We start from the raw sequence: 26791 nt of genomic DNA, 5'->3' as shown, positions 1-26791 counted from the left end.
CCGTATCGGAGCGTATTATGAAACGCACAGTCATTGCAGCGGCGGTTCTCGCGTCGGCGGCCAGCTCCGCGTTCGCGTTCCCGCCCAATCCCTACCTGTTCAACGTGACAGGCGTAGTGGAAACGGTCGGTATCTTCGGCTGGGTTGAACTGTTCGGTTGCGTCAGTGTGTCCAGCACTGCGGGGGCCGTGATCAGCAACAACCAGTCGGTGATGATGTCGCACGTCTCGCTCGACCCGCTCTACCAGAGCTATACGAAGGGCGCGGTCACCACTTCCGTCAACAACAGCTTCACGTCGGTGACGGATACGGGCGGCGCGTTCTTCACGGCCGGCAGTTCGGAATCGCTCAACGAATCCGAAAGCACGCACTCGCATTCGACGACGTCGAACAGCGCGAGCGGCTGGACCGCGGGCGGCCTGTACTACAACGCGAACGAGAAGCAAAGCGCGTCGCTCAACCAGTCCGCGAGTGCTCACCAGTCGGCCAACAGCGGCGGCTCCGCGTTCATCGCGGGCGGCGCCGGCTATGCCGCCGGCACCTACAACGCAGCCAACGTGACCGCCTACGCGATCCCGCTGCCCTTCGGCTTCACCACGGGCGGCAGCACCTCGACCACCTCGGCCGGCTACATCGTCGGCGCGGCGGGTGCGATCTGGGGCGAAAACGCCTACGCGAACCAGTCGGCGAGCCTGCACGAGCACGAGTCCCAAAGCGCGAGCGAAACGTTGTCGGCATTCGGCTATGCGTGGAACGCGAGCCACAGCCAGACCTCGGCGAGCGCGTCGTCGAACGAGTCGCTCCATGAGCACGAAAGCGAGTCCCTCACCGCCTACGCGCTCTGGGCCTTCAGCAACACGCTCAACGCGATCGACGTGACGACCAAGGGCAGCGTGACGCAGTACATCAACACCGAAGTCGCCAGCACGCTCACTGCGACGACCGGTGTGGGCGCGGCAACGGGCGTGACCGGCAATCTCGGCGTGAACATCGCCGAAGGCGTCGACAACGCACAGAGCAACGACGTGGCGCTCGCGTCGGTGGACGTCGGCAACGTGTTCGGCAACGCGCAGATCTTCAGCAACCAATCGTCGGCGGGGACCGCCCGGATCAACGACTTCCACCTGAACGCCTCGATCGGCGACGGCTCGCTTGCCGCCGTATCGGGCAACGTCGGGGTGAACGTCGCCTCGGGTGTCGGCAACGTCCAGAACAACAGCCTCGCCGGTTCGGTGACGACAGTCGATCCGACCATGGCGAAGACGGTTGCGATGGTCGCGACGGACGACAACTCGCAAATGGCATCGGCGCAGATCAGCGGCCGGTTTGACGGCACTGCATCGCTGGGTGCGGGCACGCTCGTTGGCGCAACCGGCAACATCGGCGTGAACATCGCCGGTGGCGCGGGCAACCTCCAACACAACGGTCTCGCCATCGCTGCGTTGAACAACGGTCATTGACCGAAAGCTGGGGAACGCAGGCCGCGCCGCCGCATCTGCGGCGCGGCCTGCGGGCAGGAGATCAGCATGTCCGGGGAATACAGGCTGTTGCCGTTGCGGCTCGCCGCTACGCTCGCCGGCTGCGCGTTTTGCGCGGCCGCGTTCGCGCAGGCGAGCGTCGACGCGTTTACGCTCACGGGCGTACCCATCACGAAGTCCGTTCGCTCGATGCGCGATATCCGCTATCGCGACATCGTGAACCAGCAATTCGACTTCAGCTGCGGCTCCGCCGCGCTCGCCACCCTGCTCAAGTACGGCTACGGCATCGACATTCCCGAGCCGGAAATGATCCGCCGGATGATGGCCTTTTCCACGCCCGATACGGTGGTGAAGCACGGCTTCTCGATGCTCGACATGAAGAAATTCGTCGAGACGCTCGGGCTCCGCGGACGCGGCTTCCGCGTCGGACTGGAAGCGCTGTACCACCTGCAGATCCCCGTGCTCGTGCTGATGAACATCGACGGCTACGAGCACTTCGTGATCGTCAAGCATGCGGAAAACGGCCGGATCTTCCTGGCCGATCCCGCGCTCGGCAACCGCATCGTGCTCGAACAGGATTTCGTCAAAAGCTGGAACGGCCTCGTCTTCGCCGTGCTCGGCAAACCCTTCAAGGAGGACTCTCCGCTCTTGCAAAACAACGAATCGCTCGCCCTGAAGCTGCGTGAGCAAGCGCTCAGCACCGGCTCGGCCGCGATTCCTTTCGTCGAATTCGGCTTGATCAAGGCAGATCTTTTCTGACCCATCATGAAACGCTACTTCTCGCCGCTTTGCCTCGTGTGGTGTGCCACCGCGTGCGGCTTCGCGAGCAGTGCCATGGGAGTCGAAAGCGCCCCCGACGCCGCGCTCACGCTTCCCTTCGTCAACGATACGCAAGCCGCCGCGATACCTGTCCAGGTCGTCGACGACGACGTGCTAGCAAACCAGACCGGCAAATATGCCGACGCATCGATGATTTCCGGGTTCGTTCTGAACCTGCTTTCTCAATGGCAACTGCCTAACGGCGCGCTCGCGATCGCCCAGGGTTCGCTGACCGTCGCGGCCAACGCGGCGAATCAGCTGTCCGCCCAGGTCTCCACGCTCGCCAAGGTCATCAACGGCTACGGACCGAGCGGCGCCAATCCCGGCTCGCTCGCGATCGGCGGCCAGACGGTCTCGGTCAACGGAGTCTCGCAAGTGACCCAGGTGGCCGGCAACGGCAACGGCGGCACCAACTCCGCGCTGATCGATTTCAACTCGACCGATCCGCAACCCGCAATGCTGCCGGGCGCCAGTTCCAGCCCGACCGCCTTCGCCAGCAATTCGACCGGCACGATCAAAGCCGGCATCGCGTTCGCCAGCAACGGCATCGCGCTGAGCCTGGCCACGCCCGCGGGACTCGCCACGCAAACCGTCGTGCCGAGCGCCGCACAACAAGCGGGCGCAATCGCCCAACTGCTGCAGATCGCAGGCAACAAGCAGATCGTTTCCAACCAGTTGCAACTGCAATTGCAAACCCAGCAGATGTCGTCCTCCACGCTCAGACAGATGGGGATTCTTCAAGCGCTGCAAAACAGCGTCGTACCCAGGAGATAGCGCGGCCGGCAAGCCGCTTCGGCATCACCCAGCAGAAGTGCCGTTCCAGGCGTCCGCGCGTCGAATACGCAATCAATCGCGCGGCCGCCACACCGGGGGAAGGACCATGCATATCTCGATGTTGAAAAAAAATACGCCGCGCCGCGCGCTGGCCGCCATTCCGGCGGCAGCGATGCTGTTCGCGCTGGCGCAGGGCGCAAGCGCGCAGGCGCTCGCGGATCAATCGATGGAAGACCGGCTGAACACGCTGATGAAAGTCGTGGACGAACAGCAGCGCAAGATCGATGCGCTGGAACAGCAGGTCGTCGATCTGCAAATGGCGCAACGCGGTCGGGGCGCGCCGGGCGGCTCGGGCGACGGCGTCGCCGCGCCCGCGTCGCTGATCGCCCAGTACACGCCGGTGTCGCCGGCGGCGGGCGAAGGCACCGGCACCGCGACGGGCGTGCCCGTCACGCCGCCGACGCCGCCCGCGGCCGACAACGGCGCGGCCGCCGGCACCATCGGCACCGACAACAAGGCCAGCCAGCCGAGCCGCACCGAAGCGGAAAACGCCGTCGTGCAGCGCGAGCATGCCCCGTTGTTCGATCACAAGCTGACGATCGACTGGGGCATCAGCGATACCTACTACGATCGCCGCCAGTTGCAGCTGTCCGGCTTTCTCGCGCTCGATGCGATCTTCCTCGGCAACCTGAATCTCGGCGAGACGAAGTCGCACCAGCTGATGACGGACGTCGATGTCCGCTACGGCCTCACCGACCGGATCAACCTCGATGTCGACGTGCCCTACCTGTACCGCACGAGCAGCTTCATCGTCGGCGGCGCGGGCGGCGCCGCGAACACGCTGTCCGATTCGACCGTCAACGCGCATGCGCTGGGCGATGTCAACTTCGGCCTCTACTACCAGTTCTTCAAGGAAACGCAGAACATGCCCGACATCGTCGGCAGCCTGCGCGTGAAGACGCCGAGCGGCACGTCGCCGTTCGGCATCAAGCTGGAGCAGATCGATCCGAACAACACCAACCTCGTCGCGCCGAACAAGCTGCCCACCGGCACCGGCATGTGGGCGATCACGGCCGGCCTGTCCGCGCTGAAGACCTACGATCCGATCGTGCTGTTCGGCAGCATTTCGTATACGTACAACGTCGCGCGCTCGTTCTCGGACATCTCGTCGGTGGTCGGGCAGACCGAGCCCGCCAAGGTGAAGCTCGGCGACATCATCCAGTTCGGCGGCGGCGTCGCGCTCGCGTTCTCCGAGCGCGATTCGGCGAGCATCTCGTACACCCTGGCGATCGAACCGCAGACGGAGACGCAGGCGCCCGGCCAGGGCTGGCAGAAGGTGCCGGGCAGCCAGACGACCGCGTCGACGATGAACTTCGGCCTCAACCACGTGTTCAACAAGCACCTGACGATGAACGCGTCGGTCGCGATCGGGCTCACGCCGGATGCGCCGAACTTCGTCGTGGGCGTGCGCTTCCCGTACACGTTCTAGAAGGCCCCCCCACGACGAGGCTATCGTGCACGACTCCCGCCCTCTCTCTCCCGTCGCTCCGTCGGGTTGCGCGCCGCACCTCGCGCTCGCGCAACCCGACGGAGGCGAGCCCGTCGACGAGGCAGCCGCGCGGCCGCTGCTGTACCTGTCGCGCACGCCCGACGCCGCGCTCGCCGCTCATCTGCGCGAGCGCCGCTGGGATGTGCTGGCCGCACGCTCGTCCAGCGAGGCCGGGCGGCTCGTGAAACCGGACCAGCCGCATGCGGGCATCGTCGACCTGGGCAGTTTCGCCGCCCGCGACCTGCAGCCGCTGGAAGGCGTCCTGAGGCAGCAGCAGATCGGCTGGATCGCGCTTGCCGACGCAACCCGCCTCAACGACGCCGACGTGCGCAAGCTGATCCGCCAGTACTGCTTCGACTACGTGAAGGGGCCGCCGTCGCATGCGACCATCGACTACCTCGTCGGTCATGCCTACGGCATGGTGACGCTGTGCGATCTCGATCTCGCGGCGGGCATCGCCGCGGCGGGCGACGACGAAATGGTCGGCACCTGCGACGCGATGCAGCAGCTGTTCCGCACGATCCGCAAGATCGCCAACACCGACGCCACGGTATTCATCGCGGGCGAATCCGGCACCGGCAAGGAGTTGACCGCGCTGGCGATCCACGAGCGTTCGCCGCGCCGCAAGGCGCCGTTCGTGCCGATCAATTGCGGGGCGATCCCGCATCACCTGTTGCAGTCGGAACTGTTCGGCTATGAGCGCGGCGCGTTCACCGGCGCCAATCAGCGCAAGATCGGACGCGTCGAATCGGCCGGCGGCGGCACGCTGTTCCTCGACGAGATCGGCGACATGCCGCTCGAAAGCCAGGCCAGCATGCTGCGGTTCCTGCAGGAAGGCCGGATCGAGCGGCTCGGCGGGCACGAATCGATTCCGGTCGACGTGCGCATCATCGCCGCCACTCATGTCGACCTCGACGTCGCGATGCGCGAGGGCCGGTTCCGCGCCGATCTGTTCCACCGGCTGTGCGTGCTGCGCGTCGACGAACCGCCGCTGCGCGCGCGCGGCAAGGACATCGAGATCCTCGCCCACCACATCCTGCTCAAGTTCAAGCACGACAGCGCGCGCCGGATCCGCGGCTTCACGCCGTGCGCGATCGAGGCGATGTACAACTACAGCTGGCCCGGCAACGTTCGCGAGCTGATCAACCGGATCCGCCGCGCGATCGTGATGGCCGACAGCAGGCTGTTGTCCGCCGCCGATCTCGATCTCGCGCATTTCACCGCGCAGCAGACGATGACGCTTGCCGAAGCGCGCGAGCGCGCGGAGCGGCGCGCGATCGAAGCGGCGTTGCTGCGGCACCGGCACCGCCTGACCGAAGCGGCGTTCGAGCTGGGCGTCTCGCGGGTGACGCTGTACCGGCTGATGGGTGCGCACGGTCTGCGGGATCTGGCGTGTCCCGAGCATCGCGCCGGCACCGGTGACGACGGCGAGGCCGGACCGGCATAACGGCGGACCCGGGACGGCTTCGGCACGGCGCAATCCGGTAGAATCGGCACTCGACCGATCCCCTTTCTCCCGCTTCCGCCATGACAACGCTGACCCTCATCGTCGCCCGCGCCCGCAACGGCGTCATCGGCCGCGACAACCAACTCCCATGGAAGCTGCCCGAGGATCTGGCGTTCTTCAAGCGCACCACGATGGGCGCACCGATCGTGATGGGCCGCAAAACCCACGAATCGATCGGCCGGCCGCTGCCCGGCCGCCGCAACATCGTTGTCACGCGCGATGCCGCGAGGCGCTTCGACGGCTGCGACGCCGTCACGTCGCTGCCCGCCGCGCTCGCGCTCGCCGCGCAGGACGGCGCGGCGGAAGCCTTTCTGATCGGCGGCGCGCAGCTGTACGCGGAAGGGCTGCAGCAAGCCGACAAGCTGATCGTCACCGAGATCGATGCGGAGTTCGAGGGGGATGCGTCGTTTCCCGCTCCGGATCCCGCGCACTGGGAAACGCTGTCGCGCGACGCGCATCGCGCGACAGCGCCGAACGATTTCGCGTACGCGTTCGTCGTGTACCGGCGCCGGCCGGCCGCGTAAAGTCAGCGCACGCCGCGCCCATAAAAAAGCGCCGCGATCCGCGGCGCTTTTTGCCGGCGATTCCGGCCTCGGCCGCGCAATGCGGCCGGCGGCCGTCACTGCCCGGCGATAGTCATCTGCTCGATCAGCACCGAGCCCGTTTCCTTCGTGCCGCGCACGATCGAATCCGCGCCGATCGCGACGATATGGCGGAACATCTCCTGCAGCGTGCTCGCCACCGTGATCTCCTCGACCGGATACTGGATCACGCCGTTCTCGACCCAGAAGCCGGCCGCGCCGCGCGAGTAATCGCCCGTCACGTAGTTGACGCCCTGCCCCATCAGCTCCGTCAGCAGCAACCCGGTACCCATCTTCTTCAGCATCGCGTCGAAATCGTCGCCCGCCTTCGTCTGCGCACTGCGCAGCGCGAGGTTGTGCGACCCGCCGGCATTGCCGGTGGTCTGCGTGCCGAGCTTGCGCGCGGAGTAGGTCGACAGGAAGTAGCCTTCGACCACGCCGTCCGTCACGACGCTGCGCGCGCGCGTGCGCACGCCCTCTTCGTCGAACGGCGCACTGCCCATCGCGCGCGGCACATGCGGATCCTCGACGATCTGCACGTGCGGCGCGAACACCGGTTTGCCCAGGCTGTCGACGAGAAACGACGTCTTGCGGTACAGCGCGCCGCCGCTCACCGCCTGCACGAACGCGCCGAGCAGGCCCGCCGCGAGCGGCGCCTCGAACAGCACCGGCACCTTGCGGGTGTCGAGACGGCGCGCGCCCATCCGGGCCAGCGCACGCTCTGCCGCATAGCGGCCGACCGATTCGGGCGACGCGAGATCGCCGGCGTTGCGCTTCGACGTGTACCAGTCGTCGCGCTGCATGTGGCGGCCGCTGCCGGCGATCGGCGCGCAGGCGACATAGTGGCGCGAATACGGATAGCCGCCGACGAAGCCGCGCGACGTCGCGAGCACGAATTGCGAGTGCTGGGCCGAAACGCTCGCGCCTTCGGAGTTGCGGATCTGCGGGCTGACGGCGAACGCCGCGTCTTCCGAGCGGCGGGCGATCTCCACCGCTTCGTCCGCCGACAGCTGCCACGGGTGGTACAGATCGAGGTCGCGCGGCGAGGTTTCGAGCAGTTCGGCCTCGGCGAGGCCCGCCGCGTCGTCCTCCGCGGTGAAGCGCGCGATGTTGTAGGCCGCCGCGACGGTGTCCTTCAGCGCGTCGGACGAGAAGTCCGACGTGCTCGCATTGCCGCGCTTTTTGCCGATGAAGACCGTGACGCCGACCATCTTGTCGCGGTTGTGCTCGATCGTCTCGACCTCGCCGCGGCGCACCGAGACCGACAGGCCGTCGCCTTCGGAAATCTCGGTGGCGGCGTCGGTCGCACCGAGCGTCTTCGCGTGGCGGAGGATGTCCGACGCGATTTCTTTCAATTGATCTTGCGTATGCGGGAAATAGCGCGTTTGTGCGTCGAGGTTTGCAGCCATCGTCGTGGTATCCGGTGGCGGGCTCGTCGCCCGCATGTTTCAAAAGAAGCGTATCCCGCGATCATAGCAAGGTCCGGGATCGATCACCCAAGTCGGCGTGTGCCGCCCGCCCCGCGATACAATGCGGCCCATGACACGTAAAACCCGCATCCAACCGATCGAGCAAGCCGACGAAGAGGCCGGCGACGGCTACGATCGCCCCAGCAAATCCCAGTTGAAGCGCGACATGCACGCGCTGCAGGAACTGGGCGAAGCACTGGTCGAACTGCCCAAGGACGCGCTGAAGCGCATGCCGATGCCGGAAAAGCTGGCCGACGCCGTGCGCGATGCGCGCCGCATTACCGATCATGAGGGCAAACGCCGGCAAATCCAGTACGTCGGGCGCGTGATGCGCTCGCTGACCGACACCGAGACGGCGGCGCTGCGCACCGCGCTCGACACGCAGCGCGGCGTCAACAAAGCCGAAACCGCGCGGCTGCACTGGATCGAACGCACCCGCGACCAGTTGCTCGCCAACGACGACGCCCTCACCGCATTTCTCCGCCAGTATCCGGCCGCCGACATTCAGGAAGGCCGCACGCTGATCCGCAATGCGCGCAAGGAGGCGCAGTTGAACAAACCGCCCCGCTATTTCCGCGAATTGTTCCAGTGGATCAAGACGGCTAGCGGTACGCCGGGCGAAGACGAGGCACCCGACGACGCACCGGAGTCCGACGATGGCGACCCCGCGTAATCACCCCGACGAACTGGTGGTCGGCCTCGTGTCGGTCAGCGACCGGGCGAGCAGCGGCGTCTATCAGGACCAGGGTATCCCGGCCCTCGAGGCGTGGCTCGGGCGCGCGCTTCGCTCGCCGTGGCGGGCCGAAACCCGGCTGATCCAGGACGATGCGCCGATCATCTCGGCAACCCTGACCGAACTCGTCGATACCGCCGGCTGCGATCTCGTGCTGACCACCGGCGGTACGGGTCCGGCCCGGCGCGACGTCACGCCCGAGGCGACGCTCGCCGTCGCGACGAAGGAAATGCCCGGTTTCGGTGAACAAATGCGGCAAATCAGCCTGAATTTCGTACCGACCGCGATTTTGTCGCGCCAAGTGGCCGTGATTCGCGAGACAGCCCGTCACGCGGCGCTGATCGTCAATCTGCCGGGGCAGCCGAAATCGATCCAGGAAACGCTTGAAGGCCTGCGCAACGGCGACGGTACGGTGAAGGTGCCGGGCATCTTCGCCGCGGTGCCGTATTGCATCGACCTGATCGGCGGTCCGTATGTGGAGACCGATCCTGCCGTGGTGGCGGCGTTCCGGCCGAAAAGCGCGATCCGGCCGCCCCGGTAACACCGGGGCAGCCGGACGGCAGGCCCCGTGCAGCGGGGGGCCGCTCAGGCGCCCGGCGCGCCGCCGGCGGGCGCGGCCGCCGGAATCAGGAAGTGCTCGCGGTAGTACTTCAGCTCGTCGATCGATTCGTGGATATCGGCCAGCGCCGTGTGCATCGCGCGCTTCTGGAAGCCCTTGTAGATCGCGGGCTGCCAGCGGCGGCACAGCTCCTTGAGCGTGCTGACGTCGAGGTTGCGGTAATGGAAGAAGCGTTCGAGATCCGGCATCCAGCGCGCCATGAAGCGGCGATCCTGGCAGATCGAGTTGCCGCACATCGGCGACTTGCCCGGCGGCACGTACTGGCCGAGAAACGCGTGGATCTGCGCGACGGCGTCGGCTTCCGTCACGGTCGACGCGCGCACCCGGTCGATCAGTCCCGAACGGCCGTGCGTGTTCTTGTTCCAGTCGTCCATTTTCGCGAGTGTCGCGTCGCTCTGGTGAATCGCGAGCACCGGCCCCTCGATCGCGACGTCGAGCGTCGAATTGGTGACGACCACGGCGATCTCGATGATGCGGTCGTCGTCGGGGTTCAGGCCCGTCATTTCCATGTCGAGCCAGACGAGGTTCATCTCGTTGCGGACAAGCGCGGGCGCGCCGGCGGAAGCGGGGGTGTCGGTCATGTGCAATCCTGGAAAATAGCCGGGCGGCAAGGCCGCCGCCCATGCGGCCGGAGATCGTCGAGCGAGCCCGGTCCGCAAGAACATATAATTCTCGCATAGATACCACCGGCTCCCTCGATGTCCCCTTACTCGTTCACCCTGCTGTTCGCCGTCGCCGTCCTGGCGATGGTCGGCACCAAGCTGTGGCTCGCATCGCGGCAGATCCGCTTCGTCGCGACCCACCGCGACCGCGTACCCGCGCAGTTCAGCGCGACCATCCCGCTCACCGCCCACCAGCGCGCCGCCGACTACACGATCGAGCGCACCCGGCTCGCGATGTTCGAGATCGTGGCCAGTGCGGCGATTCTGGTCGGCCTCACGCTGCTGGGCGGCGTCGGCGCGATCGACTCGCTGCTGGCCGGCTGGTTCGGTCACGGCTACGCGCAGCAGGTCGCGCTGGTGGCCGCCGTACTGATCGTCACCAGCGTGATCGACCTGCCGTTCGAGTACTACCGGCAGTTCGGCATCGAGGAGCGCTTCGGCTTCAACCGGATGACGAAACGGCTGTTCTTTACCGACCTGGCCAAGAACGCGCTGCTCGGCGCGGCGCTGGGGCTGCCGCTGCTGTTCGTCGTGCTGTGGCTGATGAACCAGACGGGCACATTCTGGTGGCTGTGGACCTGGATCGTCTGGGTCGCGTTCCAGATGCTCGTCCTCGTGCTCTATCCGACCTTCATCGCGCCGATCTTCAACAAATTCGAGCCGCTCAGGGATGACGCGCTGCGCGCGCGGATCGAAGGGCTGATGAAGCGCTGCGGCTTCGCGGCGAAGGGCCTGTTCGTGATGGACGGCAGCCGCCGCTCCGCGCACGGCAACGCCTACTTCACGGGATTCGGCGCCTCGAAGCGGATCGTCTTCTTCGACACCCTGCTCGCTCGCCTGACCGGCAACGAAATCGAGGCCGTGCTCGCCCACGAACTGGGCCACTTCAAGCGCCGTCACGTGATCAAGCGGATGCTCGTCTCGTTCGTGCTGAGCCTCGCGATGCTCGCGCTGCTGGGCTGGCTTGCGCAGCGCGTATGGTTCTATACCGGCCTGGGCGTCATGCCGTCGCTGACCGGCAGCAATGCGGGCCTCGCGCTGGTGCTGTTCTTCCTCGCGATGCCGGTGTTCCTGTTCTTCGTCACGCCGCTCGGCAGCCTCAGTTCGCGCAAGCACGAATTCGAGGCCGACGCGTTCGCGGCCAGCCAGACCGATGCGAAAGATCTCGTCAACGCGCTCGTGAAGCTGTACGAGGACAATGCGTCGACGCTCACGCCCGACCCCGTCTACACCGCGTTCTACTACTCGCACCCGCCCGCGTCGCAACGCATCGATCGCCTGCTGCATTCATGAGCCGCGCCCCCCTGAACCCGCCGCCCAAGGCGGCCCGCGGCGGCGAACGCGCCGAAGGGCGCGTGATCGCGGCGCACGGCCGCCACTATCTGGTAGCGCCCGCGAGCGGCGAAGCGATGCTGCAGTGCTTTCCGCGCGGCAAGAAGAGCGACATCGCGGTCGGCGACCGGGTGTTCTACGAACGGACCTCGGCCGACCAGGGCGTGATCGTCGAGATCGGCGAGCGCCGCAACCTGCTGTATCGTTCCGACCAGTTCAAATCGAAGCTGTTCGCCGCGAACCTCGACCAGTTGCTGATCGTGCTCGCTACCGAGCCGTACTTCAGCGAGGATCTGCTCGGCCGCGCGCTGATCTCGGCCGAGGCGAACGAGTTGAAACCGCTGATCGTGCTGAACAAGATCGACGTCGAAGGCGCGCTGCCCGTGGCGCGCGCGCGGCTGGCGCCGTATCGCGCGTTGGGCTACGACGTGCTGGAAATGTCGGTCAAGGGTCGGCCGGAGGACGCGCAGGCGCAACTGGCGCCGCATCTCGCCGGCCATTCGACGATCCTGCTCGGCCAGTCGGGCATGGGTAAATCGACGCTCGTGAACCTGCTCGTCCCCGACGCCGAGGCCGCCACCCGCGAGATTTCCGCCGCGCTCAACAGCGGCCGCCATACGACCACCTTCACCCGTCTGTATCCGTTGCCGGACGGCGGCGCGTTGATCGATTCCCCGGGCTTCCAGGAATTCGGTCTCTATCACTTGACGGAAGGCCGACTCGAACGCGCGTTCCCCGAGTTCCGGCCGCTGCTCGCACACTGCCGCTTCTATAATTGCCATCACCTGCAAGAGCCGGGTTGCGCGATTCTGGGAGCGGTCGCCGACGGCCGCATCGCGCCGTCACGCCATGCGCTCTATGCGCAACTCGTGCACGAGGCCAGCCAGATCGTCCGCTAGCCGCGGGTGCTCGTACCAAGGAGGCGTCATGCGCGTGAAAGCCCCCAATCTCGCGACCGCGCAGCACTGGGTCAACGTGCTGAACGCAGCCGGGATCGGCTGTGAGTTGCACAATCGCTACGCGACAGGCGCGCTCGGCGGGATTCCCGCCGACCAGTGCGCCCCCGAGATCTGGCTCGAAGACGAACGCGACGAGGCCCTGGCCCGGCGTCTGCTCGACGCAGCCGCGAACGGTCCGCAGGCCGGCGCGGCATCCTGGCGCTGCGGGCAATGCGGCGAGATGCTCGAGGCGCAGTTCACGGCATGCTGGCACTGCGGCGGGCTACGCGATCCGCGCGACGGCTGACGCGCCCCTATCCGCCGCGGCACCGGGCGGACGCAAAAAATCCGGCTGAAGCCGGCTTTTTCATGGTGAAGCAAACGATCTGCGGTCCTGCGGCCGATCAAGACACCCAGACGGCAATCGTCAGCATGAGCAACAGGATCATCCACAAGATCACCGCGCGCCAGACCAGCCCCACCGCGGACTGCAGCGTGCGAGGCGTGCAATCGTCGCCGACCGTCAGCGGACCGCTGTCGCCGACCGCCAGCGCGTCGAGGCCCGACGGCTCGGCCAACGGACCGGCCAGCCTCGCGCCCAGCGCACCGCTGCCGGCGGCAAGCAGCACGCCGTCGTTCGGATCGGGCCATTGGCGGGTGTGATTGCGCCACGCGTAGATCGCATCCTCGAAATTGCCGACGATGGCAAACCCAAGCGCCGTCAGCCGCGCCGGTATCCAGTCGATCACGAAAAACGCGCGCTGCGCGAAATTCGAGAATGCGGCCGTGCGGTCGTCCACGGGCACCGACCAGCTGCGGGCCAGATACTCGGCGATCCGGTACAGTACCGCGCCCGCCGGGCCGACCGGCAGCACGAACCAGAAGAACACGCCGAACACGTGGCGATGCGACGCGACCACCGCATGGATCAGCGTGTGGCGGACGATTTCGCCGACCGGCATGTCCACCGTGTCGATCCCCGTCCATTCGTGGAGGATCTCACGGGCACGCGGCACGTCGTCGTTGTTGAGCGCGAGATGGATATCGGTGAAGTAATGGCTGAACTGGCGGAACCCGAGCGTGAAATACACGACGGCGACGTTCCACAGGAACGCGAGCGCGAAGCTCACCTTGTAGAGCAGAAAATAGATCAGTGCGACGGCCAGTACCCACGGCACGACGACGACGAGCCACGCCAGCACGCCATGCTTTTTCTTGCCGGCATCGAAGCCGTGCGCGGCGGTTTCCGCATGGAACTGAAACAGCGCGAAGACCGGATTGCTCGGCGACAGCGCGCGGACCTGTTCGATGATGAGAGCGAGGAGAACCGAGAAGAAAGTCATGCGAAGGGCCGTGCATTCCGGGTTATGTGATTTTTCGCATAACGATAGCACAGCGTACGCGCTGCATGGTTCGCGGCGCCCTTCGGCGGCGGACCTGAGTGGCCCGGCACGCCTACCCCGCCGCCAGGAAACGGTACAGATTGCGCAACATGCCGGCCGTTGCGCCCCAGATGAAGTAATGTCCGTCGACCTGATCGTCCGGATAGGGCATCGCAAAAAAACGACGCTCGCCGCCCTCCCAGCGAAACACGCGCACCTGGTGATGCGCGGGGTTCATCAGGAAATCCAGCGGCACCTCGAAGATCTCGGCTACTTCGAAAGTGTCAGCCTCGACCGTGAACGGCAAATGGACGAGCCCGACCACGGGCGACACGCAGAATCCGGTACCGGTCAGATAGTCCGGCAACGCGCCCAGCACTTCGACCCGCTCCCGCGCCAGCGCGATTTCCTCGTGCGCCTCGCGCAACGCTGTGGCGCGCGCATCGACATCGTACGGCTCACGCCGTCCGCCGGGAAAACTGATCTGTCCTGCGTGATCGGTCAGATGGTCGGCCCGCTGCGTGAGCAGCACCGTCAGGCCGCGCTCGCGCACGACGAGAGGAATCAGCACCGCCGCGCTGCGCGGATCGATGCCCTCCTGCAGATGCGCATCGCCGGGTTCGTAGGTCCATTCGAGCGGATGAGCGAACCGTTCGCGCAGGCCGGCGGGCGTCAGCATATGGGGCGTCACGACGGGCAGACCGGCCCCGGTGGCCTCGACTGGCAGAACTTCGGGGTCGATGATGGGGCGGCGGGTCAAGGGACGCTCTCCGGATCGATGGGGATGGAGCGTATTGTCGCGCCAGAATGAAAAAAGCACCCGGTCGGGTGCTTTTTCCTTACAGCTCTTACGCTTGCGGCGCAGTGGTGCGGACCTTCGACACCAGCTTTTCCTTGATCCGGGCCGACTTGCCCGAACGCTCGCGCAGGTAGTACAGCTTCGCACGACGCACGTCGCCGCGACGCTTCACCACGATGCTCGCCAGCAGCGGCGAGTACGTCTGGAACGTACGCTCAACGCCTTCGCCCGACGAAATCTTGCGGACGATGAACGACGAGTTCAGACCACGGCTGCGCTTCGCGATCACGACGCCTTCGTAGGCCTGAACGCGCTTGCGGCTACCTTCAACCACGTTCACGTTCACGATCACCGTATCGCCGGGGGCGAATTCGGGGATGGTTTTGCCTGCGAGCGCGCGCTCGATCTCTTCCTGCTCAAGTTTTGCAATCAGATTCATCACTGACTCCTAAAGCCATCTTGTCGGCGTTAGCGCCCGCTGGTTGCCCGGCTCGGCCCCGATAGAGGATGGATTCACATCTGGCGCCCTGCACGCATGCACGACACCGCCTTTTTCCCCGAACCCGCGCGGACGGCCTCAGGAGGCCTTCTTCGCTTCGCTCGCGAGATTTGCGAGCCACGCCTCGTCGGCGCGGCTCAACAACTTGCTGCGACGCGCCCGTGCGATCAGATCCGGACGCTTCACAAAGGTATTGCTCAATGCCTGCTGGCGACGCCAGCGCTCGATCTCCGCGTGATGGCCGCCGAGCAGCACATCGGGCACCCGCACCCCTTCGTACTCCTCGGGGCGCGTGTAGTGCGGGCAATCTAGCAGGCCGTCGGCAAAGCTGTCCTGCACGGCGGATTGCGCATCGTTCAACACGCCGGGCAATTGCCGCACAACGGCATCCATCAGCGCCATCGCGGGCAGTTCGCCCCCCGACAGCACGAAATCGCCGAGGCTGATTTCCTCGTCGACGCAGCGATCGAGTAAACGCTGATCGATCGCCTCATAACGGCCGCACAACAACACGATGCCCGGCTCGTCCACCATCCGCATCACACGCTCATGCTTCAACGGCGCGCCTTGCGGCGACATCATGACGACCCGCGACACCGGCACGCCCTGCTCCGCCTGCGCGGTTTTCGCCGCGTCGATCGCCGCCTCGAGCGGCTTGGCCAGCATCACCATGCCGGGACCGCCGCCATAAGGGCGATCGTCCACGGTGCGGTAGTTGTCGGTCGTGAAATCGCGCGGATTCCAGGTGCGCAACCCGAAACGCCCCTGCTTCGCCGCCCGGCTCGTGATGCCCCAGTCGGTCAGTGCGCGAAACATCTCGGGAAAGAGCGTGATGACGTCGAACTGCATCGCGCTCTCCGTAGCCTGATTCATTTCAATAATCGGTGTCCCAGTCGACCACGATACGCCGCGCCGCCTGATCCACCGCTTTGACATATGCGCCGACGAACGGAATCAACCGCTCGCCGGTGGCCGGCTGGCCTGCTTTGCCGATTGCCGGATACTCGATACGCATGATCGAATGCGCGCCGTTGTCGATCATGTCGGCCACCTTGCCGAGCGGAATGCCCGCTTCGTTGGCAACGTCGAGACCGATCAGATCCACCCAGTAAAATTCGTCGGCGTCCAGCGCCGGGAAATCGCCGCGGCGCACGAAGACACGTGAGCCGCGCAACGCAAGTGCCGCATCGCGATCGGCCAGGCCGGCAGGATGAGCGACGATGGCATCGCCATGCGTCTTCGCCTGCGAAACGCGAGCGATGCTCCGCTCCGCGCCCTTTTGCAGCCACCACTGCCGTGCCGCGAGAAGGGCGTCGCCGCCTCGCCCCGCACCGACATGAGCCGCAATCTTGACCCAGCCCTTGAGGCCGTACGCATCGACGATCGCGCCGACCTCGACCGCATCGTCCGGCCAGGATGGCGCCGCCTCGATGCGAACTGCCGATGTTTCTGCTACTACTGTGCCTTCGCCCGCGTCCTTGGGGGATGCGCGCTCGGGCTTGCGAACGAATACGCCGAACGACGACCGCTCACGTGCACCGCTTTTGGCACTACCGGAATCTTGACCGGACATTAGCAAACCTCGCAGCCGGTACTTCCGGCGAACCGCGCCATATTACGCAGCCGGCTGTGCCTTTTGCGCTTGCTTGACCAGACGCTCGACGGTCGGCGACAGCTGTGCGCCCACGCCTTGCCAGTACGTCAGGCGATCCTGAGCGATACGCAGCGCTTCGCCCTTCGTGGCGACCGGGTTGTAGAAACCCACGCGCTCGATGAAGCGGCCGTCACGACGGTTACGCGAATCGGTTGCGACGATGTTGTAGAACGGGCGCTTCTTCGAGCCGCCGCGAGCCAGACGGATGATGACCATATGAAATCCTTCGGGGAAACCGGGTTCGAGACTACTGAAACGCGAGATTATAGCCGGAAACCAGTGGCACAACAAACACTTACCCAGCAAAAAGCGCGAACCTGCCCGCCGACAGGCTTACAATTTTCACATTGTGCGATCTCCGCTCGCCACATATCGCTCGTCATGCGCCCGACGCCCGCATCGCCCCACCCCGCTCCGTCCGGCTTCGGCGCCCGGTGGCGGCATTCGATCGCGGCCTGTCTGATTCTTGCAACATGCGCCGCGCACGCCGAATTGCCGATCGAACGGCTCAGCCTGCCGCCGGGCTTCCATATCGCCGTATTGGCCGACGACATCCCCACCGCGCGTGAAATGGCATGGTCGCCCCAGGGCATTCTGTACGTGGGCAGCACCGAGGGTCGAGTACATGCGCTGACGCTGCGCAACGGCCGGGTCAGCGCCCATCATGTCGTCGCATCCGGACTGACGATGCCCGTCGGAGTCGCCTATCGGGACGGCACCCTTTATGTCTCCGCGATCTCCCGCATTCTGCGCTTCGAGCAGATCGACAGCCGGCTCGACACGCCGCCGAAGCCGGCCGTCGTGACCGACGCCCTGCCGACCGAACACCACCACGGCTGGAAATTCATCGCATTCGGCCCGGACGGCAAACTGTATGTGCCGACGGGCGCCCCCTGCAACATCTGCCTCGCCGATCGCGACCGCTATGCAATGATCGGCCGGATGAATCCGGACGGCAGCGGCTACGAGTCGTATGCGCGCGGCGTGCGGAACACCGTCGGCTTTGCATGGCACCCGCTCACGGGCGACCTCTGGTTCACCGACAACGGTCGGGATCTGCTCGGCGACGATCGCCCCGACGACACCCTCAACCGCGCACCGCACACAGGCCTCGATTTCGGCTACCCGTTCTGCCACGCCGGCAACATACCCGACCCCGAATTCGGACGGAAGCAGACCTGCACCCAATACACGCAGCCGGCGCTGAAGCTCGGCGCACATGTCGCGGCGCTCGGCATGCGCTTCTATACCGGCGCGATGTTTCCCGCCCATTATCGGAACAATGTCTTCATCGCCGAACACGGCTCATGGAATCGCAGCCGCAAGGTGGGCTACCGCGTGATGCGCGTGATCGCGTCGGCGGACGGCAGCCAGATCCGCCAGGAAGTGTTCGTCCAGGGCTGGCTGATGCCCGATGAAAGCGTCTGGGGCCGCCCCGCCGACGTGCTGCCGCTGCCCGACGGCTCGTTGCTCGTCAGCGACGATTACGCGGGCGCGATCTACCGGATCACTTATGCGGCACCTTGACGCAGCCCGCACGTGACCGCGCGATGCCGCGCATCGTAGAATGCCTGCCGGCCCGCCGCGCGCAGACCGCTCGCGCGCCCACCCCGCTCTACTCACGTCCGCCTATGTCCACCCGCAGTCCGTTCCAGCCCTCTCGCTTCCGTTCGAAAACGCTCACCGCCGCACTTGCGTTCCTGTTCGGCTCGCTCGGCGCCCATCGCTTCTATCTGTACGGGTGGAAGGATCTCGCAGGCTGGGCGCACCTGCTGGCGACGCTCGTCGGCATCCCCGGCTTCATGCTGCTCGCCGCATCGGAGCGCACCGCCGCGCTCGGCTGGTGGCTCGCGGTGCCCGGCGCCATATCGCTGCTCGCCGCGTTTCTCGCGGCGATCGTCTACGGCCTGCGCCCCGACGAAAAGTGGGATGCGCAATTCAATGCGGAAACGGGCAAGCACAGCCGGTCCGGCTGGACCGTGATCTTCGTCGTGATCTTCTCGCTGCTGATCGGTGCATTCTTGCTGATGACCGCGCTGGCGCTGTCGTTCCAAACCTACTTCGAAGCACAGGTTCAGGCGGCAAAACAGCTGTCGCAATAACGCCTGCTCGCACCCGCCGTCAGAACAGGTTCAGCTGCGGGCTAGCGGCCGGCTCGCCGCGCACGGCCTTGACGGGCGCCGGCGCGCGGAATTGCGTGAAATCGAGTATGCCCCGGGTCCGTTCGTTGAGCCCGAGCCGCTTCACCGCTTTCTGGAAACGCTGCTTCATGAGGTCGGCCCACGGTCCTTCGCCCTTCATTCGCTGGCCGAACGCCGACTCGTAATCCTTGCCGCCGCGCATATCTCTCACCCGGCCCATCACGCGATCGGCCCGGTCGGGAAAATGGGCGGCCAGCCATTCCTTGAACAACGGCGCGACCTCCCAGGGCAACCTCAGCACGATATAGCTCGCATACGTCGCACCGGCCTCCGCGCACGCCTCGAGCACCCGCTCCAGATCGGGCTCGGTGACGAACGGAATGACGGGCGCCACACTGACGCCGACGGGCACGCCGGCGTCGCGCAGCGCGCGGATCGTCCTCAGGCGACGCGACGGCGTGGCGGCCCGGGGCTCGAGCGTGCGTGCCAGATCGGCGTCGAGCGTGGTGATCGTAACGGCCGCCATCACCTGGCCGCGCGCCGCCATCGGCGCGAGCAGATCGAGATCGCGCTCGATCAGCGACGATTTCGTGATGGCCGCGAACGGTTGGCCGCGGTCGTGCATCACCTGAATCACCTGCCTCGTGATCTGCAAATCGCGCTCGACCGGTTGATACGCGTCGGTGCTCACGCCGAGCGCGATCGGCTCCGGCACGTAGTGCTTTTTGCCGAGCTCGCGCTCGAGCAACTCCGCCGCGTTCACCTTCGCATAGATGCGGCTTTCGAAATCCAGCCCCGGCGACAGGCCGAGGTAGCTGTGCGTGGGACGCGCAAAACAGTAGATGCACCCGTGCTCGCAGCCGCGATACGGGTTCAGCGAGACGTTGAACGGAATATCGGGGGACGCGTTGCGCGTGAGAATGCTCTTCGCGCGCTCCTCGAACACCTTCGTGCGCAGAGCCGCAGGCACATCGCCCTCTTCCGCATAGTGCACCCAGCCGTCGTCGACAGCCTCGCGCTGCGCCACCTCGTAGCGCCCCTGCAGATTGCCGACCGCGCCGCGCCCCTTGCGGGGTTCGGGCGGCGCAACCGGATATTCGACATCGGATCGATCGCTCATCACGCACCTGGAACGCGGCCGCCGCCGCAAAAACAAACACCGCCAATACTGTACAAAAATACAGTATTGGCGGTGTTGTGCCAAGCTCGGGCCGCGTTACTCGTCGACCGAGATCGTCAGCGTCTCCTTGATCTCCTCCATCACCACATAGCTCTTCGACTGCACCGCGCCGGGCAGTTGCAGCAGGATGTCGCCGAGCAGCTTCCGGTAATCGGCCATTTCGCCGATCCGCGCCTTGATCAGGTAGTCGAAATCGCCCGACACGAGATGGCACTCGAGCACTTCGTCGATCTTCATCACCTCGCGGCGAAACTGCTCGAACATGCTGCCGTTCTTGTGGTCGAGCGTGATCTCGACGAATACCAGCAGCGCCGCGCCCAGTTGGGCCGGATCGACCCGCGCGTGATAGCCGGTAATCACGCCGTCGCGCTCCATCCGGCGGACCCGTTCGATGCACGGCGTGACCGTCAGGCCGACCTGCTCGGCCAGATCTTTCATTGCCATGCGCCCGTCGTCCTGCAGCAGTTTCAGGATGCGCCGATCGAGCTTGTCGAGCGCACGTACCGGTTGGCGTTGAGTTCTCATCGGGTTTCTACTGAAAATCAAAAAAATACAATAACAAAACCTACTGTTTCGACAATACCATAGCGCGAAAAACTAGGTCGGATGGAAATCGGCGCGCACCCCTGAAGCGCACGCCGCCCGCCCGGCGTCACTTTGTGGAGCAGCTATGCGAGTGGTCATTTTAGGCAGCGGTGTGGTCGGCGTGGCGAGCGCCTATTACTTGGCGCGTGCCGGCCATGAAGTCACCGTGATCGACCGCGAAAGCGGCCCCGCCCTCGAAACCAGTTTTGCGAACGCCGGCCAGATCTCGCCCGGCTATGCCGCGCCGTGGGCCGCGCCCGGCGTGCCGCTGAAGGCCGTCAAGTGGATGTTCGAAAAGCATGCGCCGCTCGCGATTCGCCTCGACGGCACCCGCTTCCAGTTGCAGTGGATGTGGCAGATGCTGCGCAACTGTACGGAAGCGCGCTACGCGGTGAACAAGGGCCGCATGGTCCGGCTTGCCGAGTACAGCCGCGAATGCCTGCAGGCGCTGCGGGCCGACACCGGCATCCAGTACGAAGGCCGCACGGGCGGCACGCTGCAGGTGTTTCGCACCCAGCAGCAGCTCGACGGGGCCGCGAAGGATATCGCCGTGCTGAAGGAAGCGAACGTGCCGTTCGAGCTGCTGTCTCCCGCCGAACTCGCGAACGCCGAACCGGCGCTCGCCGCGGTCTCGCACAAGCTGACGGGCGGCCTGCGCCTGCCGGGTGACGAAACCGGCGACTGCCAGTTGTTCACGACGCGCCTCGCCGCGCTTGCCGAAGGGCTCGGCGTGAAGTTCCGCTACAACACGCCGATCGATGCGCTCGCGATCGCGGGCGGCAAGATCGCCGGCGTACAGTGCGGCAGCGAAATGGTGCGCGGCGACGCCTACGTGGTCGCACTCGGCTCGTATTCGACTCACCTCGTGTCGAGTCTCGTGAAGATCCCCGTGTATCCGCTCAAGGGCTACTCGATCACCGCGCCGATCGTCGACGAAGCAGCCGCGCCGATCTCGACCGTGCTCGACGAGACCTACAAGATCGCCATCACCCGCTTCGACCGGCGGATTCGCGTGGGCGGCATGGCGGAGATCGTCGGCTTCGACAGGCGCTTGCGCGAAGCCCGTCGAGAAACGCTCGAAATGTGTGTCAACGACCTGTTCCCGGGGGGCGGCGACACGTCGCGAGCAACGTTCTGGACGGGCCTGCGCCCGATGACGCCGGACGGCACGCCGGTGGTCGGCCGCACGCCGGTGTCGAACCTGTTTCTGAATACCGGTCACGGCACGCTCGGATGGACGATGTCGTGCGGCTCGGGCCAATTGCTTGCCGACCTGATGTCGGGCAAGAAGCCCGCCATCCAGGCGGACGACCTGTCGGTGCACCGCTATCTGCGCGAAACCGGCGGCACGCACCGCCCGGCGTACGCCTGAGATCGCGGCCGCCCACGCATCATCCAGACAAAAACGGCGCCCAAAAGGGCGCCGTTTTTCATTTCGGATACGGCAATGCCGCATCGTTCAGAACTGATCTTCCGTCAACGCGAGCACACTCGCGCCGCCCTTCGCCGAGACGACTGACGACTCCAATGCGCCGGCCAGCACCAGCACGTGTTCCGCATAGAACTGCGCGATCGCGATCTTCGCGTCGTGGAACTTCGGATCGTCGGCACGGTTCTTCTGCGCCGCAAGCAGCGCGCGGGCCATCTGCCAGCCGCACAGCACGACGCCCGCAAGCTTCAGGTACGGCACGCTGCCCGCGAACACCGCGTTCGGATCGCCCTTCGTATTCGCAACGACGAAATCCACGACCGCCGCCAACGAGCGCGCGCCCTTCTCGAGCTGGATCTTCATCGAGGCGAACGCCGCACCGTCGTGCCCGCCGAGCGCATCGACCGTCTGCAGAACATCGGCGATCAGCGCCTTCGCGACCGCACCGCCGTCGCGCACCGTCTTGCGGCCCACCAGGTCGTTTGCCTGGATCGCGGTCGTGCCTTCGTAGATCGACAGAATCCGCGCGTCGCGGTAATACTGAGCCGCGCCCGTTTCCTCGATGAAACCCATTCCGCCGTGCACCTGCACGCCGAGGCTCGCGACCTCGTTGACCATCTCCGTGCTCCAGCCCTTCACGACCGGCACCAGGTATTCGTAGATCGCCTGATGCTTCGCGCGCGCGTCCGCGTCGGCGTGACGGTGTGCGTGATCGCTATGCGCGGCGGCGACATACGACAGCGCCCGCGCGCCCTCCGTGAGCGCGCGCATCGTTCCGAGCATGCGCCGCACGTCCGGATGGTGGACGATCGTCACCGACTGCTTGGCCGAACCGTCGACCGGGCGGCTCTGCACGCGCTCCTTCGCAAACGCCGCGGCCTTCTGGTACGCGCGGTCCGCGACCCCGATTCCCTGCATGCCGACGCCGAAGCGCGCGGCGTTCATCATGATGAACATGTATTCGAGGCCACGATTCTCCTCGCCGATCAGATAGCCGACCGCGCCGCCATGGTCGCCGTACTGCAGCACCGCGGTCGGGCTCGCCTTGATGCCCAGCTTGTGCTCGATCGATACGCAATGCACGTCGTTGCGCGCACCGAGGCTGCCGTCGTCGTTCACGAGGAACTTCGGCACGACGAACAGCGAGATACCCTTCACGCCTTCCGGCGCGCTCGGCGTGCGCGCAAGCACCAGGTGGACAATGTTGTCCGCCAGATCGTGCTCGCCCCAGGTGATGAAGATCTTCGTGCCGAACACCTTGAACGAACCGTCGGCCTGCGGCTCCGCGCGCGAACGAACCTGCGCGAGATCCGACCCGGCTTGCGGCTCGGTCAGGTTCATCGTACCGGTCCATTCGCCGGAGATCAGCTTCGGCACGTAGCGGCTCTTCTGCTCGTCGGTGCCCGCGGTCAACAGCGCCTCGATCGCGCCGTCGGTCAGCAGCGGACACAGCGCGAACGAGAGGTTCGCCGCGTTCAGCATCTCGATGCAGGGCGTCGCGATCAGTTTCGGCAGGCCCTGGCCGTCGTATTCGACGGGATGCTGCAACCCTTGCCAACCGCCTTCGACAAACTGGCGGAAGGCCTCCTTGAAACCCGGCGTCGCAGTGACTGCGCCGTCCTTCCAACTGCTCGGGTTCCGGTCTCCTGCCTCATTGAGCGGCGCGAGCACCTCGCCGCAGAACTTCGCCGATTCGTCGAGCACGGCTTGCGCCGTGTCGAGGCCGGCGTCCTCGAAACCGGGCAGCGTCGCGACGGCGTCGATGCCGGCCAGTTCCTTCATCACGAACAGCATGTCCTTGACGGGTGCGCTATAGCTCATGTTGTGCTCCTCTCCTGTTTGCTTATCGTGTAAAAAAGGGGCGCTCGTCGCGCCCCTTCGTTTCATGCCTGAACCTGCGTGCGTCGGACGCAGCGCGAGCCGCGCGTCAGCCCAGTTCGCTCACGAGTTCCGGCACGAGCGTGAACAGATCGCCGACGAGGCCGTAGTCGGCCACGCTGAAGATCGGCGCTTCCGGATCCTTGTTGATCGCGACGATCACCTTCGAATCCTTCATCCCGGCCAGATGCTGGATCGCCCCCGAAATACCGACTGCGATGTACAGTTGCGGCGCGACGATCTTGCCGGTCTGCCCCACTTGGTAGTCGTTCGGCACGTAGCCCGCGTCGACCGCCGCGCGCGATGCGCCCAGGGCCGCCTGCAACTTGTCGGCCAGCGGCTCCAACACCTTCGTGTAGTTCTCGCCGCTGCCCAGCCCGCGGCCGCCCGACACGATGATGCTCGCCGACGTCAGCTCCGGACGGTCGAGCTTCGTGACCTCGCGGCTCACGAATTGCGAGATGCCCTGATCGGCCGCCGCATCGATCTTCTCGACCGCCGCGCTGCCGCCTTCGGCCGCCACCGGGTCGAAGCCCGTCGCGCGCACCGTGATCACCTTGATCGGATCGACGGACTGCACCGTCGCGATCGCGTTGCCCGCGTAGATCGGCCGCTCGAACGTGTCGGCCGAATCGACCGCCGTGATGTCGCTGATCTGCGCGACGTCGAGCTTCGCCGCGAGACGCGGCGCAATGTTCTTGCCGTAGGCGGTAGCCGGCGCCAGGATGTGCGAATAGTCCTTCGCGACATTCAGCGCGGTGGCTTCGACGTTCTCCGCGAGACCTTCCGCGAGTTGCGGCGCATCGGCCAGCAGCACCTTCGAGACCCCCGCGATCTTCGCGGCCGCGTCCGCCGCGCCTTGCGCGTTGTGGCCCGCGACCAGCACGTGGATGTCGCCGCCGATCTTCTGCGCGGCCGCCACCGTGTTCAGCGTCGCCGCCTTGATCGATGCGTTGTCGTGTTCGGCAATTACCAGAATCGTCATTTCGTTGCGCTCCCTTACAGCACCTTGGCTTCGGTCTTCAGTTTCTCGACCAGCGTCTTCACGTCCGGCACCTTCACGCCGGCCGCGCGCTTCGCGGGCTCGACCACCTTCAGCGTCTTCAGACGCGGCGCGACGTCGACGCCCAGGTCTTCCGGCTTGATCGTCTCGAGCGGCTTCTTCTTCGCCTTCATGATGTTCGGCAGCGTCACGTAACGCGGCTCGTTCAGGCGCAGGTCCGTCGTGACCACGGCCGGCAGCGTCAGCGACAGGGTTTCCGCGCCGCCGTCCACTTCGCGCGCCACGGTGGCCTTGCCGTCAGCGACCGTCACTTTCGATGCGAACGTCGCCTGCGGCAGATTCGCGAGCGCGGCGAGCATCTGACCGGTCTGGTTCGAGTCGTCGTCGATCGCCTGCTTGCCGAGGATCACCAGTTGCGGCTGCTCCTTGTCGACCAGCGCCTTCAGGATCTTCGCGACGCCGAGCGGCTGCACTTCGTCGGCCGCCTCGACCAGGATCGCGCGGTCCGCGCCGATCGCGAGCGCGGTGCGCAGCGTTTCCTGCGCCTGCGCGACACCGACCGACACGGCGATCACTTCGGTTGCGACGCCCGCTTCCTTCAGGCGCACCGCCTCTTCCACCGCGATTTCGTCGAACGGGTTCATCGACATCTTCACGTTCGCGATATCGACGCCCGTGCCGTCCGATTTCACCCGGACCTTCACGTTGTAATCGACCACTCTTTTCACTGGCACCAGGATTTTCATGCACACGCTCCAAAGTTACGAATACGACCAGCGGCCATTTTATAGCGAGGCTCGCCTGCACGGCGTCCACGCGGGCCATTGTTTGCGGCTATCGAGGATAGCGCTCCTCTGCGGCACGCCGGAAATAGCGAACGATCGTTCTATTTTAAATGAGAAAAAACCCGGACGCAAAGCCCGGGTTCTCGACCCACGCCTCTAATCGCCGGCGCGATCCATCCGGTCTTACCAGGCGGCGATGACCGCGCCGCCGAACTTGCCTTCGATGAACTGCTTTACTTCCGGCGAATGGTAGGCCGCGACGAGCTTCGCGACCCACGGCCGCTCCTTGTCCGCCGCGCGGATCGCGAGGATGTTCGCATAGGGACCGTTCGGGCCCTCGATTGCGATCGCGTCCTGTTTCGGCTTCAAGCCCGCTTCCATCGCGTAATTGGTGTTGATCGCGGCGGCATCGACATCGCCGAGCGAACGAGGAATCTGCGCGGCGTCGAGTTCGACGATCTTCAGTTTCCTCGGGTTGTCGGCGATGTCGAAGCGGGTCGCCTTCAGCCCCGTTCCGGCGCGCAGCGTCAGGAGGCCCTGTTTCTGCAGCAGCAACAGCGCACGTCCGCCGTTGGTCGGATCGTTCGGGATCGCGATGCGAGCGCCCGGCTGAAGTTCGGAGAGCGACTTCAGCTTCTTCGAGTAGATCCCCATCGGGAACGTGACGGTGTCCGCGATCCGGATCAGCTTGTAGCCGCGATCCTTCACCTGCGCCTCGAGGTACGGATAATGCTGATAGCTGTTCGCGTCGAGATCGCCCGCGGCGAGCGCGGCGTTCGGTTGCACGTAGTCGGAAAACTCGACGATCCGGATGTCGAGCCCGCTCTTCGCCGCAACTTTCCTGACCACCTCCATCACCTGCGCATGCGGCCCGCCCGTCACGCCGACCTTGATGGTCTGCGCCTGCGCGCCGGCGGCGGTGACGCACAGCGCGGCGCCGAGTACGGCCGCGAGCTTGAGGATGAAGCGTCGTTGCATGTCCGAACCCCTGGTTG

Annotated in this window: 27 protein-coding genes and 1 pseudogene; 14 read left to right on the top strand and 14 right to left on the bottom strand. The window is 65.6% G+C overall.

The genetic code is table 11. The annotated features are described in order from the left end of the window. The first annotated feature begins 17 nt into the window (after positions 1 to 17). The 6 genes and pseudogenes from RZR99_RS04615 to RZR99_RS04590 all read left to right on the top strand — a co-directional run bounded on the left by RZR99_RS04615 (position 18) and on the right by RZR99_RS04590 (position 6651). A complete protein-coding gene (locus RZR99_RS04615) occupies positions 18 to 1460 on the top strand; it encodes an autotransporter outer membrane beta-barrel domain-containing protein (protein WP_323118554.1) in 1443 nt (480 codons plus the stop codon). A gap of 66 nt (positions 1461 to 1526) precedes the next feature. Then, positions 1527 to 2237 (top strand): C39 family peptidase, encoded by a 711-nt coding sequence (locus tag RZR99_RS04610; RefSeq protein WP_323118553.1) that lies wholly within the window; start codon positions 1527 to 1529, stop codon positions 2235 to 2237. Positions 2238 to 2243: 6 nt separating this feature from the next. Next, the gene (locus tag RZR99_RS04605) at positions 2244 to 3071 is read left to right on the top strand and encodes a peptidase C39 (protein ID WP_323118552.1); all 828 of its coding nucleotides are present in this window, start codon (positions 2244 to 2246) and stop codon (positions 3069 to 3071) included. 118 nt (positions 3072 to 3189) lie between these two features. Continuing rightward, positions 3190 to 4560: a hypothetical protein gene (locus RZR99_RS04600; RefSeq protein WP_407655399.1), complete on the top strand. Its 1371-nt coding sequence runs from the start codon at positions 3190 to 3192 to the stop codon at positions 4558 to 4560. Further along, positions 4499 to 6067 (top strand): annotated as a pseudogene (locus RZR99_RS04595) (sigma 54-interacting transcriptional regulator); the annotation flags it as partial. The gene RZR99_RS04600 and the pseudogene RZR99_RS04595, both read left to right, overlap by 62 nt. Before the next feature lie 80 nt (positions 6068 to 6147). Beyond that, complete coding sequence (locus tag RZR99_RS04590; protein ID WP_323118549.1) at positions 6148 to 6651, top strand: dihydrofolate reductase; 504 nt, start codon at positions 6148 to 6150, stop codon at positions 6649 to 6651. Positions 6652 to 6746: 95 nt separating this feature from the next. Here the strand turns inward: RZR99_RS04590 and pmbA are convergent, their stop codons facing one another. Continuing rightward, complete coding sequence (pmbA, locus tag RZR99_RS04585; RefSeq protein ID WP_323118548.1) at positions 6747 to 8117, bottom strand: metalloprotease PmbA; 1371 nt, start codon at positions 8115 to 8117, stop codon at positions 6747 to 6749. 130 nt (positions 8118 to 8247) lie between these two features. Between pmbA and yjgA the strand changes: the two genes are divergently transcribed. Then, positions 8248 to 8850, top strand: a complete 603-nt coding sequence (yjgA, locus tag RZR99_RS04580) for a ribosome biogenesis factor YjgA (protein WP_323118547.1) — start codon at positions 8248 to 8250, stop codon at positions 8848 to 8850. Then, the gene (gene mog / locus RZR99_RS04575) at positions 8834 to 9451 is read left to right on the top strand and encodes a molybdopterin adenylyltransferase (RefSeq protein WP_323118546.1); all 618 of its coding nucleotides are present in this window, start codon (positions 8834 to 8836) and stop codon (positions 9449 to 9451) included. Before yjgA ends, mog begins: the two co-directional genes overlap by 17 nt. 44 nt (positions 9452 to 9495) lie before the next feature. On the opposite strand, the gene orn is transcribed toward mog, so the two are convergent. Beyond that, the gene (gene orn, locus RZR99_RS04570) at positions 9496 to 10110 is read right to left on the bottom strand and encodes an oligoribonuclease (RefSeq protein ID WP_323118545.1); all 615 of its coding nucleotides are present in this window, start codon (positions 10108 to 10110) and stop codon (positions 9496 to 9498) included. A 117-nt stretch (positions 10111 to 10227) separates the two neighbouring features. On the opposite strand from orn, the gene RZR99_RS04565 reads away from it, so the two are divergent. Genes RZR99_RS04565 through RZR99_RS04555 form a run of 3 tightly spaced genes read left to right on the top strand, consistent with a single transcriptional unit; the run spans position 10228 to position 12768 of the window. Next, on the top strand, positions 10228 to 11484 hold the full coding sequence (locus RZR99_RS04565; RefSeq protein ID WP_323118544.1) for a M48 family metallopeptidase: 1257 nt from the start codon (positions 10228 to 10230) through the stop codon (positions 11482 to 11484). Next, a complete protein-coding gene (gene rsgA, locus RZR99_RS04560) occupies positions 11481 to 12422 on the top strand; it encodes a ribosome small subunit-dependent GTPase A (RefSeq protein WP_323118543.1) in 942 nt (313 codons plus the stop codon). The genes RZR99_RS04565 and rsgA overlap by 4 nt, the downstream gene beginning before the upstream one ends. A 28-nt stretch (positions 12423 to 12450) precedes the next feature. Then, a complete protein-coding gene (locus tag RZR99_RS04555) occupies positions 12451 to 12768 on the top strand; it encodes a putative signal transducing protein (RefSeq protein ID WP_323118542.1) in 318 nt (105 codons plus the stop codon). Positions 12769 to 12865: 97 nt separating this feature from the next. Here RZR99_RS04555 and RZR99_RS04550 read toward each other — a convergent pair whose 3' ends face one another. From RZR99_RS04550 to rpsP, 6 genes are all read right to left on the bottom strand, one after another. After that, positions 12866 to 13804 carry a CobD/CbiB family protein gene (locus RZR99_RS04550; protein ID WP_323118541.1) on the bottom strand — a complete coding sequence of 313 codons (939 nt, stop codon included), beginning with the start codon at positions 13802 to 13804 and terminating at the stop codon, positions 12866 to 12868. 112 nt (positions 13805 to 13916) lie between these two features. Beyond that, on the bottom strand, positions 13917 to 14603 hold the full coding sequence (locus tag RZR99_RS04545; RefSeq protein WP_323118540.1) for a CoA pyrophosphatase: 687 nt from the start codon (positions 14601 to 14603) through the stop codon (positions 13917 to 13919). Between the two features lie 88 nt (positions 14604 to 14691). Continuing rightward, positions 14692 to 15081 carry a 50S ribosomal protein L19 gene (gene rplS / locus RZR99_RS04540; RefSeq protein ID WP_323118539.1) on the bottom strand — a complete coding sequence of 130 codons (390 nt, stop codon included), beginning with the start codon at positions 15079 to 15081 and terminating at the stop codon, positions 14692 to 14694. 138 nt (positions 15082 to 15219) lie between these two features. Further along, positions 15220 to 16014: a tRNA (guanosine(37)-N1)-methyltransferase TrmD gene (trmD, locus tag RZR99_RS04535; RefSeq protein WP_323118538.1), complete on the bottom strand. Its 795-nt coding sequence runs from the start codon at positions 16012 to 16014 to the stop codon at positions 15220 to 15222. A 1-nt stretch (position 16015) separates the two neighbouring features. Next, on the bottom strand, positions 16016 to 16714 hold the full coding sequence (rimM, locus tag RZR99_RS04530; protein WP_323118537.1) for a ribosome maturation factor RimM: 699 nt from the start codon (positions 16712 to 16714) through the stop codon (positions 16016 to 16018). Between the two features lie 42 nt (positions 16715 to 16756). Continuing rightward, complete coding sequence (rpsP, locus tag RZR99_RS04525; protein WP_004189402.1) at positions 16757 to 17011, bottom strand: 30S ribosomal protein S16; 255 nt, start codon at positions 17009 to 17011, stop codon at positions 16757 to 16759. Positions 17012 to 17176: 165 nt separating this feature from the next. Between rpsP and RZR99_RS04520 the strand changes: the two genes are divergently transcribed. Together RZR99_RS04520 and RZR99_RS04515 are read left to right on the top strand one after the other, a co-directional pair. After that, complete coding sequence (locus tag RZR99_RS04520; RefSeq protein ID WP_323118536.1) at positions 17177 to 18322, top strand: PQQ-dependent sugar dehydrogenase; 1146 nt, start codon at positions 17177 to 17179, stop codon at positions 18320 to 18322. 104 nt (positions 18323 to 18426) lie between these two features. Then, positions 18427 to 18897 (top strand): NINE protein, encoded by a 471-nt coding sequence (locus RZR99_RS04515; protein WP_323118535.1) that lies wholly within the window; start codon positions 18427 to 18429, stop codon positions 18895 to 18897. 19 nt (positions 18898 to 18916) lie between these two features. Here RZR99_RS04515 and RZR99_RS04510 read toward each other — a convergent pair whose 3' ends face one another. Both RZR99_RS04510 and RZR99_RS04505 read right to left on the bottom strand, forming a co-directional pair. After that, entirely contained in the window at positions 18917 to 20056 is a 1140-nt protein-coding gene (locus RZR99_RS04510; protein WP_323118534.1) for a PA0069 family radical SAM protein, read from the bottom strand. A gap of 96 nt (positions 20057 to 20152) precedes the next feature. Beyond that, positions 20153 to 20641 (bottom strand): Lrp/AsnC ligand binding domain-containing protein, encoded by a 489-nt coding sequence (locus RZR99_RS04505; protein WP_323118533.1) that lies wholly within the window; start codon positions 20639 to 20641, stop codon positions 20153 to 20155. 145 nt (positions 20642 to 20786) lie between these two features. Between RZR99_RS04505 and RZR99_RS04500 the strand changes: the two genes are divergently transcribed. Continuing rightward, positions 20787 to 22073 (top strand): D-amino acid dehydrogenase, encoded by a 1287-nt coding sequence (locus RZR99_RS04500; protein ID WP_323118532.1) that lies wholly within the window; start codon positions 20787 to 20789, stop codon positions 22071 to 22073. A gap of 87 nt (positions 22074 to 22160) precedes the next feature. On the opposite strand, the gene RZR99_RS04495 is transcribed toward RZR99_RS04500, so the two are convergent. From RZR99_RS04495 to RZR99_RS04480, 4 genes are all read right to left on the bottom strand, one after another. After that, positions 22161 to 23951 (bottom strand): acyl-CoA dehydrogenase, encoded by a 1791-nt coding sequence (locus tag RZR99_RS04495; protein ID WP_323118531.1) that lies wholly within the window; start codon positions 23949 to 23951, stop codon positions 22161 to 22163. Positions 23952 to 24057: 106 nt separating this feature from the next. Further along, positions 24058 to 24993, bottom strand: coding sequence for an electron transfer flavoprotein subunit alpha/FixB family protein (locus RZR99_RS04490; protein WP_323118530.1), 936 nt, complete (start codon positions 24991 to 24993; stop codon positions 24058 to 24060). A 14-nt stretch (positions 24994 to 25007) separates the two neighbouring features. Continuing rightward, a complete protein-coding gene (locus RZR99_RS04485) occupies positions 25008 to 25757 on the bottom strand; it encodes an electron transfer flavoprotein subunit beta/FixA family protein (RefSeq protein WP_323118529.1) in 750 nt (249 codons plus the stop codon). A gap of 222 nt (positions 25758 to 25979) precedes the next feature. Further along, positions 25980 to 26774 carry a MetQ/NlpA family ABC transporter substrate-binding protein gene (locus RZR99_RS04480; protein WP_323118528.1) on the bottom strand — a complete coding sequence of 265 codons (795 nt, stop codon included), beginning with the start codon at positions 26772 to 26774 and terminating at the stop codon, positions 25980 to 25982. Positions 26775 to 26791 lie beyond the last annotated feature (17 nt).

It is taken from the genome of Burkholderia alba, assembly GCF_034721475.1.
In the GTDB taxonomy this organism is placed as follows: Bacteria; Pseudomonadota; Gammaproteobacteria; order Burkholderiales; family Burkholderiaceae; genus Burkholderia; species Burkholderia alba.
Note: the sequence above shows the minus strand (reverse complement) of the source record. Positions and strands in the feature narration are given on the sequence as shown.